This window comes from Pseudomonas sp. PIC25 (assembly GCF_002286785.1).
Lineage (GTDB): Bacteria > Pseudomonadota > Gammaproteobacteria > Pseudomonadales > Pseudomonadaceae > Pseudomonas_M.
Genome location: NZ_MUJY01000081.1, coordinates 1 through 12,540 on the forward strand (window position 1 = coordinate 1; position 12,540 = coordinate 12,540).

Here is a 12,540-nt window from a genome sequence, read left to right on the forward strand (position 1 = left end):
GCAAGGGGTGTTGTGGGTGCCGTTCGATGCGCTGCCGAGGTTCGCGGCGCCGGTAGCGGAACGACGGCCAATGCGGCGGGGGTTGTTGGGGCGTTGGGGGCGGTGACGGGCTCTCGGCGATAAGGACGTCCAAGGGCTGGATCCATGTGTTCCGGCCCTTGGGGGCACATTCGATGGGCTTCGTCATGGGGCGAACTCATTCGCCCCTTGAAGTCCGGCTTTGCTTTTGTAGGAGCCAGCTTGCTGGCGAATGGAGCCACGCAAAGCTTCGCCAGCAGAGCTGGCTCCTACAGGTGAGGGGCTACGGGGCGTTGATCACCTCCGCATGGTGGCAGGCCACTTGGCGGGCATCGAGCAGGCGCAGTTCCGGCACTTCCACCGCGCAGCGCTCGGTCGCGTAGGGGCAGCGCTTGTGGAAGGCGCAGCCGGACGGCGGGTCGAGCGGGTTGGGCAGTTCGCCCTGAATCTTGATTTTCGGCTTGGCCGGGTCGGGGTGGATGGTCGGGGTCGCGGAGAGCAGCGCCTGGGTGTAGGGGTGCAGCGGGCGGCTGTAGATGCGCTCCGCGTCGCCCATTTCCACCGGGCGGCCGAGGTACATCACCAGGATCTGGTCAGCGACGTGCTGCACCACCGACAGGTTGTGGGAGATGAACACGTAGGCGGTGTTGAACTGCTCCTGCAGATCCATGAACAGGTTGAGCACCTGCGCCTGGATGGAGACGTCCAGCGCCGAGGTGGGCTCGTCGGCGACCACGATCTTCGGGTTGAGCATCATCGCCCGGGCAATGGCGATGCGTTGGCGCTGGCCGCCGGAGAACATGTGCGGGTAGCGCTGGTAATGCTCGGGGCGCAGGCCGACCTGCTGCATCATGGCCTGCACCCGCTCGCGGCGTTCGCTGCGGGACAGCGAGGTGTTGATCGCCAGCGGCTCGGCCAACTGGTCGCCGATCTTCTGCCTTGGGTTGAGCGAAGCGTAGGGGCTCTGGAAGACCATCTGCACGTCGCGGCGCAGTTGCTTGCGTTCGGCCTTGCCGGCGCCGGCGATTTCCTGGCCGGCGATCTGCAGCGAACCGGAGGTGGGTTCCTCGATCAGCGTCAGCGCGCGGGCCAGGGTGGATTTGCCGCAGCCGGACTCGCCGACTACCGCCAAGGTCTTGCCGGCGTCCAGTTCGAAGGACACGCCGTTGAGGGCGCGCACCGTGGCGTGGGGCTTGAACAGGCCACGGGAGATTTCGTAGTGACGGGTCAGGTCATGGGCGGTCAGGACGGCACTCATCAGGCCACCTCCGAGGACAGGTTGAGCGGGTAGAAGCAGCGCACCGCGCCGCGCGCGTGGGCATCCAGCCCCGGCCGGCGCTCGCGGCAGTTCGCCTGGGCGTAGGGGCAGCGCGGCGACAGCAGGCAGCCGTGCGGACGGTCGTAGCGGCCGGGGACGATGCCCGGCAGGGTGGCCAGCCGGCGCGCGCCCTGGCTGTGTTCGGGAATCGCCGCTAGCAGCGCCTCGGTGTAGGGATGGGTGGGCGCCTCGAACAGCGCCGGCACCTGGCCAACCTCCACCGCCTGGCCGGCGTACATCACGCAGACGCGGTCGGCGGTTTCCGCCACCACGGCGAGGTCGTGGGTGATCAGCACCAGGGCCATGCCCTGGTCGCGCTGCAGGTCGAGCAAGAGGTCCATGATCTGCGCCTGGATGGTCACGTCCAGGGCGGTGGTGGGTTCGTCGGCGATCAGCAGCTTGGGTTCGCCGGCGATGGCCATGGCGATCGCCACGCGCTGGCTCATGCCGCCGGAGAGCTGGTGCGGGTAGGCATCCAGGCGGCTGGCGGCGCCGGGGATTTCGACCCGTTCGAGCAATTCCAGGGCCCGCTGGCGCGCGGCCTTGCCGGACAGGCCGAGGTGCTGGCGCAGCACTTCTTCGATCTGGAAGCCCACGGTGTAGCTGGGATTGAGGGCGGTCATCGGGTCCTGGAAGACCATCGCCAGGTCCTTGCCGACGATGCGCCGGCGCTGCCGGCCCTTGAGCTTGAGCATGTCGGTGCCGTCGAAGCTGAGGCTGTCGGCGCTGACGATGCCGGGGGCGTCGATCAGGCCCATCAGGGCCATCATGGTCACCGATTTGCCCGAGCCGGACTCGCCGACGATGGCCAGTACTTCGCCCTTGTCCACGCGAAGATCGAGACCGTCCACCACCGGGACGGCGTTGGCGTCGCCGAAGCGTACGCTGAGGTTCTTGATGTCGAGGAGGCTCATGCTGCGGGCTCCTGGCGGGAAAGGGGGGGGCGGGGCGGATTCATGTGGCCATGTGGGGCACGTCGGGCGAATGAATTCACCCCTGCGGTGGCGGAGTTCCGGCCGGACATGATCGCCCTCACTCGAAATCGGGTGGAGCGTGCAGCCATGACATTCGCCAGCAAGCTGGCTCCTACAGGTACGGTATGGGTCATGGCATTCCTCACACCGCATTCTTCAGCTTCGGGTCCAGCGCGTCGCGCAGGCCGTCGCCCATCAGGTTGATCGCCAGCACGCTGAGCAGGATGGTCAGGCCGGGCAGGGAGACCACCCACCAGGCGCGCTCGATGTAGTCGCGGGCGGAGGCCAGCATGGTGCCCCATTCGGGCGTCGGCGGTTGCACGCCGAGGCCGAGGAAGCCCAGGGCGGCGGCGTCGAGGATCGCCGAGGAGAAGCTCATGGTGGCCTGGACGATCAGCGGCGCCATGCAGTTCGGCAGTACGGTGACGAACATCAGCCGCGGCAGGCCGGCGCCGGCGAGACGCGCGGCGGTCACGTAGTCGCGGTTGAGTTCGCCCATCACCGCGGCGCGGGTCAGGCGCACGTAGGCCGGCAGGTGCACGATGGCGATGGCGAACACGGTGTTGTTCAGCCCTGGGCCGAGGATGGCGACGATGGCCACCGCCAGCAGCAGCGATGGCAGGGCCAGCATGATGTCCATCAGGCGCATGATCGACGGGCCGAGCAGGCGCGGGAAGAAGCCGGCGACCAGGCCGAGCAGGATGCCCGGCAGCAGCGACAGCAGCACCGAAGACAGGCCGATCAGCAGCGACAGCCGCGAGCCGTGGATCAGGCGCGAGAGCAGGTCGCGGCCGAGTTCGTCGGTGCCGAGGATGAACTGCGCCTGCCCGCCCTCCAGCCACATCGGCGGGGTGAGCAGGAAGTCGCGGTACTGTTCGCTGGGGTTGTGCGGCGCCACCCAGGGGGCGAACAGCGCGCAGAACACCACCACCAGCATGAACAGCAGGCCGCCCACCGCGCCTTTGTTACGCGAGAACGCCTGCCAGAATTCCTTCAGCGGGGATGGGTACAGCGCCATCGGTTCGGCCAGGGGGGCCTCGGCGCGCAGAGGTTGGGTCGTCGTGTTCATGTGGCTTCCTCAGCGCTGGTGACGGATACGGGGATTGGCCAGGCCATACAGAATGTCCACCGTGAAGTTGACCAGGATGACCAGGCAGGCGATCAGCAGGATGCCGTTCTGCACCACCGGATAGTCGCGGGCGCCGATGGATTCGATCAGCCATTTGCCGATGCCCGGCCAGGAGAAGATGGTTTCGGTGAGCACCGCGCCGGCCAGCAGAGTGCCGATCTGCAGGCCGAACACCGTGAGCACCGGGATCAGCGCGTTGCGCAGGGCATGCACGAACACCACCCGTGCCGGCGACAGCCCTTTGGCCCGGGCGGTACGCACGTAGTCCTCGCGCAGCACTTCGAGCATCGCCGAGCGGGTCATCCGGGCGATCACCGCCAGCGGGATGGTGCCCAGCACGATGGCCGGCAGGATCAGGTGGCGCAGGGCATCGACGAAGGCGCCTTCCTCCTCGCTGAGCAGGGTGTCGATCAGCATGAAGCCGGTGACCGGCTCGATGTCGTAGAGCAGGTCGATGCGCCCGGACACCGGCGTCCAGCCGAGGCCCACGGAGAAGAACATGATGAGGATCAGGCCCCACCAGAAGATCGGCATCGAGTAGCCGGTGAGGGATATGCCCATCACCCCGTGGTCGAACAGCGAGCCGCGTTTCAGCGCGGCGATCACCCCGGCCAGCACGCCGAGAGTGCCGGCGAACAGCAAGGCGGCCAGGGCCAGTTCGACGGTGGCCGGGAACAGGGTGAGGAACTCGCTCCATACGCTCTCGCGGGTGCGCAGCGACTCGCCGAGGTCGCCTTGGGCGAGCTTGCCGATGTAGTCGAGGTACTGGGCGTAGAGCGGCTTGTTCAGGCCGAGGCGTTCCATGGCCTGGGCATGCATTTCCGGATCGACCCGGCGTTCGCCCATCATCACTTCCACCGGATCGCCGGGAATCAGGCGGATCAGCGCGAAGGTCAGCAGGGTGACGCCGAAGAAGGTGGGGATCAGCAGCCCCAGTCGGCGGGCGATGAAACTTAGCATCTTGGCGAGTTACTCCTCTTCGTTCGGAACACGCCCGCGGGCGGGGTGCTCCTTCTTGTCGGCCAGGCGGCGATCTCTCTGGCCGCCGCCCGTGCCACCGCTACTCCACCCGTGTGGTGGCGAAGTTATTGTTGGTCATCGGGTTGATGACATAGCCTTGGACGTTCTTCCAACGCACGTTGAACAGCTTGGGATGCGCCAGCGGCACCCAGGGCACCTGTTCGTGGAACACCGCGTTGGCCTGCTCGTAGAGCCGGGTCCGCTCGGCGTTGTCGGTGACGCCGCGGGCCTTCTGGATCAGGTCTTCGAACTGCCGGTTGCACCAGCGTGCATGGTTCTCCCCGGATTCCGCCGCCGCGCAGCTCAGGTTCGGGCCGACGAAGTTGTCCGGGTCGCCGTTGTCGCCGGCCCAGCCGAGGATGACCATGTCGTGTTCGCCGTTCTTGGCGCGCTTGAGCAGCTCGCCCCATTCCAGGGAGCGGATGGTCATGTCGATGCCCACCTTGGCCAGATCGGCCTGCATGATCTGTGCCGCCAGGGCCGGGTTGGGGATGGTGATGGAGGTCCCGTTGCGGATGAACATCGTGACCTTCAATCCCTCCACGCCGGCCTCCTTGAGCAGTGCCTTGGCCCGTGCCGGGTCGTGCGGCCAGTCGCGCACCGCGTGGTTGTATCCCAGCAGTGTAGGCGGATACGGCAGCACCGCCGGGGTCGCCGCGCCGGGCCCGAACACGCTGGCCAGCAGGGCCTGCTTGTCGATCGCCAGGTTGATGGCCTGGCGCACCCGCACGTCATCCAGCGGCTTGTGCTGGGTATTGATCGCCACGTAGGTGGTGAGCAGCGCCTCCATCTCGTCCACCGTGAGGCGCTCGTCCTGCCTCAAGGCCGGCACGTCCTCCGGTTTGGGGTAGAGCGCCACCTGGCATTCCCGGGCGCGGACCTTCTGGATGCGCACGTTGGGATCGGTGGTGATGGCGAAGATCAGGTTGTCGATCGCCGGCTTGCCCTGGAAGTAATCCGGGTGGGCCTTGTAGCGGACCTGTGCGTCCTTGGCGTAGCGGGCGAAGACGAACGGCCCGGTGCCGATGGGGCGGGTGTTGAGGTCGTTGGTCTTGCCGGCCTTGAGCAACTGGTCGGCGTACTCGGCCGAGTAGATCGAGGTGAAACCCATGGCCAGGTCGGCGAGGAACGGCGCCTCCGGGCGGGTCAGGGTGAAGCGCACGGTGTGGTCGTCGACCTTCTCCACCGACTCGATCAGGTCGCCCATGCCCATGGACTCGAAGTACCCGTAGCCGCGCGGCGAGGACTCATGCCACGGGTGCTGGGGATCGAGCTGGCGCTGGAAGCTCCAGACCACGTCGTCCGCGTTGAATGCGCGGGTTGGCGTGAAGTAGTCCGTGGTGTGGAACTTCACGCCCCGGCGCAAGTGGAAGGTGTAGGTCAGGCCATCCTCGCTGATGTCCCAGCGCTCGGCCAGGCTCGGCACCAGTTGGGCGGTACCGGGCTTGAAGGCCAGCAGGCGGTTGAAGATCGCTTCGCTGGCGGCGTCGTTGGTCACCGCGCCGGTGTACTGCACGATATCGAAGCCCTCCGGCGCGGCCTCGGTGCATACCACCAGATTCTTCGCCAGGGCCGGCGCAGCGCCGAGGGCCAGCAACAGCGGCAGGTAACGTAGAGTTGGGTGCATGTCGATGTCCTTATCTCACAGCAGGTTGAAGGGGAAGGTGCTGACGATGCGCAGCTCGTCGAGGCTGCCGTCGACCTGATTGCGGCTGGAGCGATGGGACATATAGCTCACCTTGAAGGTGCTGTCCTTGATCGCGCCGCTCTGCACCGTATAGGCACCGACCAGTCCGTACTCGTGATGCTTCTCGCCATCCTGGGCGCGGACCTCGGCGTAGTTGCCGTAGGCGCCGTTGCGGTCGCCGTCGTAGTGGGTGCCGTCGATGTCCCAGCCCTTGGCGTACCAGAAGGTGGTGCTGAAACCGGGCACGCCGAAGTGCGACCAGTCGGTGGCGTAGCGGATCTGCGCGGACTTCTCGTTAGGGCCGTTGAAGTCGGAGAGCAGCGAGTTGGCCAGGTAGATGGCGGCGGTCTCGTGCACGTAGTCGAAGTATTCGTCACCGTCGACCTGCTGCCAGGCCAGGGTCAGTGAGTGCGCCTGATGGGCAAGGGTGAACGCCAGGCTCCAGGTGTTGTTGTCGATGTAGCCGGCCTTGCGGTCGCCGGCGTCGCGGGTGGCGTAGCCGTTGAAGGCGGTGCGCAGGGCGAGGGTTTCCTTGTCGCCCAGGTCGTGGGTGAGGCTCAGGTAGTACTGCTTCCACACGTCTTCGAACAGGTCGCCGTAGACGGAGACTTCCAGGTTATCCAGCGGCGTGTAGGTGCCGCCCAGGTAGCTCATGCGGTCGGCTTCCACCTCGCGGGTGCCGTATTCGGTGGTGAAGTCTTCGTCGCCGGCGCCGGTACGCGGGCTGACCCGGGTGAAGCTGCCGCCCTGCAGGACCAAGCCGTCCAGCTCTTCGCTGGTCAGCGCCGCGCCGGTGAAGCTGGAGGGCAGGGCGCGGTTGTCGATGTAGCCGAACACCGGCGTGTCGACCAGGAAGCGGCCGACCTTCAGCTCGGTGCTGGAGGCACGCAGGCGGACGTCGGCGATGCCCAGCTTCGACCACTCGTCCACGCCATGGCCGTTGCTGTCCGCCAGGGTCCGGTTGCCGCCGCCGGCGATGCGGCCCTTGCCGCGCTCCAGGTTGATCGCGCTGAACGCGCCGACGTCCAGGCCGAAGCCCACGGTGCCCTGGGTGTAGCCGGAGCTGTACTTGAGGATGGTGCCCTGCACCCAGGTCTTGCGGGCGTGGGTGCGTTCCGAGCCGCCGTCCTTGGGAATGCGGAAGGCGAAGCTGTCTTCGGTGTGTTCACGCGCATAGAAGTTGCGGGTGGACAGGGTCAGGCTCTGGCCCTCGACGAAGCCGGTGGCGCCGGCCTGGCCCTTGGGCGGCTCGGCGACGTCCGTCACCCCCTCGACCTCGGTGGAGAACACCGGGTTGTTCGTCGGTGGCGTCGTCGTTTCCTCTTCCGCCAGGGCCGGCGCGGCGAGGGCGAGCAAGGCGAGGCCGACGGTGGCCTGTCGATGCAGTGTGGTTTTCATAGCAGTCGCTCCTGTTTCTTGTGGTTTTTTCCAGGACAAGGACGAACTACCCGTTGCTCTTGCGGACCACCGAGCGCGACTGCCGGCCAGGTGGCCTCTGCATTTCTCTGCGATCCGCTCACCGAAGCGATGCGCGGGAGCAGCATCCTTGCGAATCTTCAGGGTCTATTGGCGTTTCGGCGCGAGCCGCGGCGAAACGTCAATAGATCCTGGGGCAGGTATGAAAAAACACGCGGACTCCGGTCTGCTGCCGGATGTCGATAAACGCGGGAGGCGGGGCGGCGCCTGGCGCCGCCCCGTCGGGTCAGGGCGCGTTGCTCACGCCATAGAAGGAGTTGCGTCCGAACGGACTGATCAGGAAACCCTGAACGCTGGTGCGCATCGGCTGGTACACCGTGGAATGCGCGATGGGCGTGATTGGCACTTGCTGCTGGAGACGCTGCTGGGCCTGCTTATAGAGAGTGGTGCGCTGTTCCACGTCGGTGACGGCCTTGGCTTGCTTCACCAGCTTGTCGTAGTCGGCGTCGCACCACTTGGAGAAGTTGTTGCCGTCCACCGAATCGCAGCCGTAGAGCGTGCCCAGCCAGTTGTCCGGATCGCCGTTGTCGCCGGTCCAGCCGATCAGCATGGCGTCGTGTTCGCCGTTGTGAGCGCGCTTGATGTACTCGCCCCACTCGTAACTGACGATGCGCGCCTTGATGCCGACCTTGGCCCAGTCGGACTGGATCATCTCGGCCATCAGCTTGGCGTTGGGGTTGTACGGGCGCTGCACCGGCATGGCCCAGAGGGTGATCTCGCTGCCTTCGGCGATGCCGGCCTGCTTCAGCAGCGCCTTGGCTTTCTCCGGGTCGTAGGCGCGGTCCTTGATGGTCTCGTCATAGGACCACTGGGTCGGCGGCATGCCGTTCACCGCCAGTTGCCCGGCGCCCTGGTACACGGCATCGACGATGGCCTGCTTGTCCACCGCCATGTCCAGCGCCTGGCGCACTTCCAACTTGTCGAAGGGCGCGCGGGTGACGTTGTAGGCGATGTAGCCGAGGTTGTAGCCGGGTTGGCTGGGCACCGTCAGCTTCGGGTCGTCCTGCAGGACCTTGAGGTCGGCCGGGCGCGGGTTGAGGGTGATCTGGCACTCACCGGCCTTGAGCTTCTGCGCGCGTACCGAGGCATCGGTGTTGATCGAGAAGATCAGGTTGTCGATCTTCACGTCCTCGGGCTTCCAGTAGTCCTTGTTGCCGGTGAAGCGGATCTGCGCATCCTTCTGGTAGCGCTTGAACACGAAGGGGCCGGTGCCGATGGGCTTCTGGTTGAGTTGCTGTGGCTTGCCGGCCGTGAGCAACTGGTGCGCGTATTCGGCGGAATGGATGGCGGCGAAGTTCATCGCCAGGTTCTGGATGAAGGCGGCGTCCACGTTGTTCAGCACGAAGCGCACGGTGTGCTCGTCGACCTTCTCCACCTTGGCTATGGTCTTGTCCAGGCCCATGTCGGTGAAGTAGGGGAACTCGGAGGGGTAGGCCTTGCGGAACGGATGGTCCTTGTCGAGCATCCGCTGGAAGGTGAACAGCACGTCGTCCGCATTGAATTCGCGGGTCGGCTTGAAGTAGTCGGTGCTGTGGAATTTCACGCCCTTGCGCAGGTGGAAGGTGTAGGTCAGGCCGTCGTCGCTGACATCCCAGCTTTCGGCCAGTGCCGGAACGGCGCGGGTGCTGCCGCGCTGGAACTGCGCCAGGCGGTTGAACAGGGGTTCCGAGGTCGCATCGAAATCGGTGCCGGTGGTGTACTGGCCGGGGTCGAAGCCGGCCGGGCTGCCTTCCGAACAGAACACCAGGTTGCTGGCGGAAGCGAAGGGGGCGCTGAGGGCGAGACCGGCGGCGAGCCATGCCGGGAGTCGGGAATTCTTGCGCATGCAAACCTCTTTTGTTCTTTTTCTACGGCCTTGTGGACCGGGTCGTTCGCTCGTACCAACGGCCGGGTCTGGCAGGGGGTGAGCGGCGGTAGGGTCGCTCAAAGGGGGCAACCGATCGCGCTCGAAATTAAGTGATACTGAAATAGCGGTCAACAGAAATTAAGCACCACTAACATTTCTTCACGGTCCGGGTGGCGGGACCTTAACGGGTGGGGTCGTCGAACAGGGCCATGGTCGTGACCGTCAGCACCTCGGCCACCTCGCTGCCGGTGTTGGCCAGGCAGTGCGGCTTGCCCGCGTCGAAGTGCACCGAATCGCCGGCGCCCAGCGGGTACTGGCGGCCTTCGATGGTGTAGAGGATTTGCCCGGAGAGGACATAGGCGAACTCAGCGCCTTCGTGGGAAATCAGCTCCGACTGGTAACCCACCGGCATGCTCATTTTCACCGCGTTGAGCAGGTTGCCGGGAAAGCTGCTGGACAGTCGCTCGTAGGTCAGCGGCTGGCCCTCGATGGCATAGCGCACCCGTTCGCCCTGGTGGGAGTCCGGCTGCGGCTGGGGCGGCTGGTCGAACAGCACATTGAGCGGCACGCCAAGGGACTTGGCGATATTCGCCAGCGACGAAATGGAGATGCCGGTGAGATTGCGCTCGGCCTGGGACAGGAAACTGGCGGTCAGCCCGGCTTCCGCGGCGACCTGGTTGAGTGTCTTCTTGGCGGCTCGCCGATAGCGGCGCAGGCGTTCGCCGATGCGATCTACGGTCATGGATACGGCTCGTAGGGGAAGGCGGCCAGTATACGCACAGCCGTCTCGCTGAAAAGCCAATAGGACTTAAGCACCACTGAAATTACCTTTGACCTGAATTTAAGCTGCACTTAAATTCTGCGCTCTCATCCTGTCAGACAAAAAGGAGCCCCCATGACGCTCGGAGTAGGTGGTTGCACGGCGGAGCAGGCCCTGGCCAGCCTCGACATCATGACCGACGGCGCCGAACCCATCGGCCTGGCCGAATACCAGGCCCGCATCGCTCGTGCCCAGGCCCTCATGCGGCAACAGGGCATCGCGGCGGCCTTCATCAACGCCGGCAGCAACCTGCGCTATTTCACTGGGGTGCAATGGCGTCCGAGCGAGCGACTGGTGGGCGCGGTGCTGCCGGTATCGGGCGCGTTGGAGTATTTGGCGCCGGCCTTCGAGGAAGGCACCGTGCGGGACTTTCAGGTCGTCCCCGGCGCAATCCATACCTGGGAGGAACACGAAGACCCGTACCGCCTGCTGCTGGATGCCTTCGCACGCCTGGGCGTCCGGGCCGGCGACCGGGTGGGATTGTGCACGACCCTGCCGTTCGGCATGTATGAGCGCCTGCGCCAGTTGGGCTCCGGTTTCGTGTTCCTCGATGCGGCGTCGATCACCGACGCCTGTCGCCAGTGCAAATCCCCCGCCGAACTGGCCCTGATGCAGCGCGCCAAGCATATGACCCTGGACGTGCAAAAGGCTGCCGCCAGCATCCTGCGCGAAGGGATCAGCACCACCGAAGTGGCCGAGTTCATCCATCAGGCGCACCGCAAGGTGGGCGCCTCCGGTTCCACCTTCTGCATCGTCCTGTTCGGCCCCGCCACCGCCTTCCCCCATGGCGTGAAAGACCCGCAAGTCCTGAAGTCGGGCGACATGGTGCTGATCGACACCGGCTGCCAACTGCATGGCTACCAGTCGGACATCACCCGCAGCTACGTCTTTGGCACGCCGAACGAGCGCCAACGGGTCCTGTGGAACATGGAGAAAGACGCCCAGCTCGCTGCGTTCGAAGCGGCACGGCTCGGCGCGCCCTGCGAAGCCGTCGACGCGGCGGCGCGAGCCTCCCTGGAGGCCAACGGCCTCGGCCCCGATTACCGCCTGCCCGGCCTGCCGCACCGTACCGGCCACGGCATCGGGTTGGACGTACACGAAGGCCCGTACCTGGTGCGCGGCGACGAGACCCCGTTGGCGGAAGGGATGTGCTTCAGCAACGAACCGATGATCTGCGTGCCCGGCGAATTCGGCATCCGCCTGGAAGACCACTTCTACATGACGGCCAACGGACCGCGCTGGTTCACCGAGCCGAGCCACTCGGTGGACGACCCGTTCGGGTTGGATTGCTGAGAGAACCGTAGCCCGAATGAGCGAAGCGTAATCCGGGACTTCGCGGTCCCGGATTGCGCCGGGGCTTATCCGGGCTACCGCAGCCAGCGTCCCAGCCGGCCCCGGCGCGGCACCGCGCCTTCACTCACCAGCTCCGGCAGTGCCTTCAACGGCACCCACAGCTCCCCCTGCCACTCCAGCAGGCTGACCCGCCGCGCCTCCCAGGCCATCTGCGTGCGCCGCGGCGCCGTGCATACCTCCGCCTGTTCATCGCGCAACAGCGGCACCACCTCCTGGGTCAGCCAGCGGCGCAGGTTGCGGTTCTCCGGGTGGCTGAACCGCCACAGCGCCCGGTACGCCCCGGACTCGCTGATCGCCGGCACTGCCTCCTCGCCACCGTTCGCCAGGGCGAAGCGCACGCTGCGCAATTGGTCGTCGTCCACATACCGGCAAAGCCGTTCCGGGTACCGATGGCCCATCAGCAAGCCGAAATCCTTGGCCGCGAACCACGGCTGGCCGTCGATCAGAGCGTATCTATTCTTCCCCGCTACCATGTTTGGCGACACGAGGTAATTCGAAAGACGGGGCAGGAGGCCTGCCGTAAGGAGGAACTATGCAGTCTGTTGTATTTCTGGACGATGCCGAAGTTGCACTTGATGACTTGGTGGATGCGCTCGAAACACATGGTGTGGTGGTGCTCGATTCCATGTTCAGGGGCCCCGCTAGAGTGCTACGAGACCAAGCGGTTAACGCCATGCAGCTGAACAATGAGGAAGAAGTCATCAATCATTGCGAGTTGGAGGTGTTTGTGGGTGGGGAGCTGAGTTACGTCACTACCTTTTTTTATTCCGGCAAACATCTTTTTCATCACCAAAGGTCACAGTGCCTTGTTGAACGTGCAATGGCGGAGTGGGTGGCGAAAGGACAGCCAAGATATTATGTGTTCAGAGATCGGGTTAGAGCTTATGGCAAGCATTAGC

The 12,540-nt window shown here is 65.4% G+C and carries 11 protein-coding genes; 2 read left to right on the forward strand and 9 right to left on the reverse strand.

Going from position 1 to position 12,540, the window contains the following annotated elements; all coding sequences use genetic code 11:
• Positions 1-301: 301 nt before the first annotated feature.
• The 8 genes from BZL41_RS09785 to BZL41_RS09820 all read right to left on the reverse strand — a co-directional run bounded on the left by BZL41_RS09785 (position 302) and on the right by BZL41_RS09820 (position 10,210).
• Positions 302-1,276, reverse strand: a complete 975-nt coding sequence (locus tag BZL41_RS09785; RefSeq protein WP_095599117.1) for a peptide ABC transporter ATP-binding protein — start codon at positions 1,274-1,276, stop codon at positions 302-304.
• Positions 1,276-2,250, reverse strand: a complete 975-nt coding sequence (locus BZL41_RS09790; RefSeq protein WP_095599118.1) for an ABC transporter ATP-binding protein — start codon at positions 2,248-2,250, stop codon at positions 1,276-1,278. Before BZL41_RS09790 ends, BZL41_RS09785 begins: the two co-directional genes overlap by 1 nt.
• A 202-nt stretch (positions 2,251-2,452) precedes the next feature.
• Entirely contained in the window at positions 2,453-3,328 is an 876-nt protein-coding gene (locus BZL41_RS09795) for an ABC transporter permease subunit (protein WP_095599136.1), read from the reverse strand.
• Positions 3,329-3,388: 60 nt separating this feature from the next.
• Positions 3,389-4,399, reverse strand: a complete 1,011-nt coding sequence (locus BZL41_RS09800) for an ABC transporter permease subunit (RefSeq protein ID WP_084336499.1) — start codon at positions 4,397-4,399, stop codon at positions 3,389-3,391.
• 100 nt (positions 4,400-4,499) lie between these two features.
• Positions 4,500-6,086, reverse strand: coding sequence for an ABC transporter substrate-binding protein (locus BZL41_RS09805; protein ID WP_095599119.1), 1,587 nt, complete (start codon positions 6,084-6,086; stop codon positions 4,500-4,502).
• Between the two features lie 15 nt (positions 6,087-6,101).
• Positions 6,102-7,544, reverse strand: a complete 1,443-nt coding sequence (locus tag BZL41_RS09810; protein WP_095599120.1) for an OprD family porin — start codon at positions 7,542-7,544, stop codon at positions 6,102-6,104.
• A 304-nt stretch (positions 7,545-7,848) separates the two neighbouring features.
• Entirely contained in the window at positions 7,849-9,447 is a 1,599-nt protein-coding gene (locus BZL41_RS09815) for an ABC transporter substrate-binding protein (RefSeq protein ID WP_095599121.1), read from the reverse strand.
• Positions 9,448-9,649: 202 nt separating this feature from the next.
• The gene (locus BZL41_RS09820; protein ID WP_095599122.1) at positions 9,650-10,210 is read right to left on the reverse strand and encodes a cupin domain-containing protein; all 561 of its coding nucleotides are present in this window, start codon (positions 10,208-10,210) and stop codon (positions 9,650-9,652) included.
• A 153-nt stretch (positions 10,211-10,363) separates the two neighbouring features.
• Between BZL41_RS09820 and BZL41_RS09825 the strand changes: the two genes are divergently transcribed.
• A complete protein-coding gene (locus tag BZL41_RS09825; protein WP_095599123.1) occupies positions 10,364-11,581 on the forward strand; it encodes a Xaa-Pro peptidase family protein in 1,218 nt (405 codons plus the stop codon).
• A gap of 74 nt (positions 11,582-11,655) precedes the next feature.
• Here BZL41_RS09825 and BZL41_RS09830 read toward each other — a convergent pair whose 3' ends face one another.
• Positions 11,656-12,114: a BRO family protein gene (locus tag BZL41_RS09830; protein WP_095599124.1), complete on the reverse strand. Its 459-nt coding sequence runs from the start codon at positions 12,112-12,114 to the stop codon at positions 11,656-11,658.
• A 59-nt stretch (positions 12,115-12,173) separates the two neighbouring features.
• On the opposite strand from BZL41_RS09830, the gene BZL41_RS09835 reads away from it, so the two are divergent.
• Positions 12,174-12,539, forward strand: coding sequence for a hypothetical protein (locus tag BZL41_RS09835; RefSeq protein WP_095599125.1), 366 nt, complete (start codon positions 12,174-12,176; stop codon positions 12,537-12,539).
• Position 12,540: the final 1 nt, after the last annotated feature.

Coding starts and splice junctions, on each gene's coding strand:
- BZL41_RS09785 (WP_095599117.1), bottom strand. CDS start 1,276: ATGAGTGCCGTCCTGACCGCCCATGACCTGACCCGTCACTACGAAATC.
- BZL41_RS09790 (WP_095599118.1), bottom strand. CDS start 2,250: ATGAGCCTCCTCGACATCAAGAACCTCAGCGTACGCTTCGGCGACGCC.
- BZL41_RS09795 (WP_095599136.1), bottom strand. CDS start 3,328: ATGGCGCTGTACCCATCCCCGCTGAAGGAATTCTGGCAGGCGTTCTCG.
- BZL41_RS09800 (WP_084336499.1), bottom strand. CDS start 4,399: ATGCTAAGTTTCATCGCCCGCCGACTGGGGCTGCTGATCCCCACCTTC.
- BZL41_RS09805 (WP_095599119.1), bottom strand. CDS start 6,086: ATGCACCCAACTCTACGTTACCTGCCGCTGTTGCTGGCCCTCGGCGCT.
- BZL41_RS09810 (WP_095599120.1), bottom strand. CDS start 7,544: ATGAAAACCACACTGCATCGACAGGCCACCGTCGGCCTCGCCTTGCTC.
- BZL41_RS09815 (WP_095599121.1), bottom strand. CDS start 9,447: ATGCGCAAGAATTCCCGACTCCCGGCATGGCTCGCCGCCGGTCTCGCC.
- BZL41_RS09820 (WP_095599122.1), bottom strand. CDS start 10,210: ATGACCGTAGATCGCATCGGCGAACGCCTGCGCCGCTATCGGCGAGCC.
- BZL41_RS09825 (WP_095599123.1), top strand. CDS start 10,364: ATGACGCTCGGAGTAGGTGGTTGCACGGCGGAGCAGGCCCTGGCCAGC.
- BZL41_RS09830 (WP_095599124.1), bottom strand. CDS start 12,114: ATGGTAGCGGGGAAGAATAGATACGCTCTGATCGACGGCCAGCCGTGG.
- BZL41_RS09835 (WP_095599125.1), top strand. CDS start 12,174: ATGCAGTCTGTTGTATTTCTGGACGATGCCGAAGTTGCACTTGATGAC.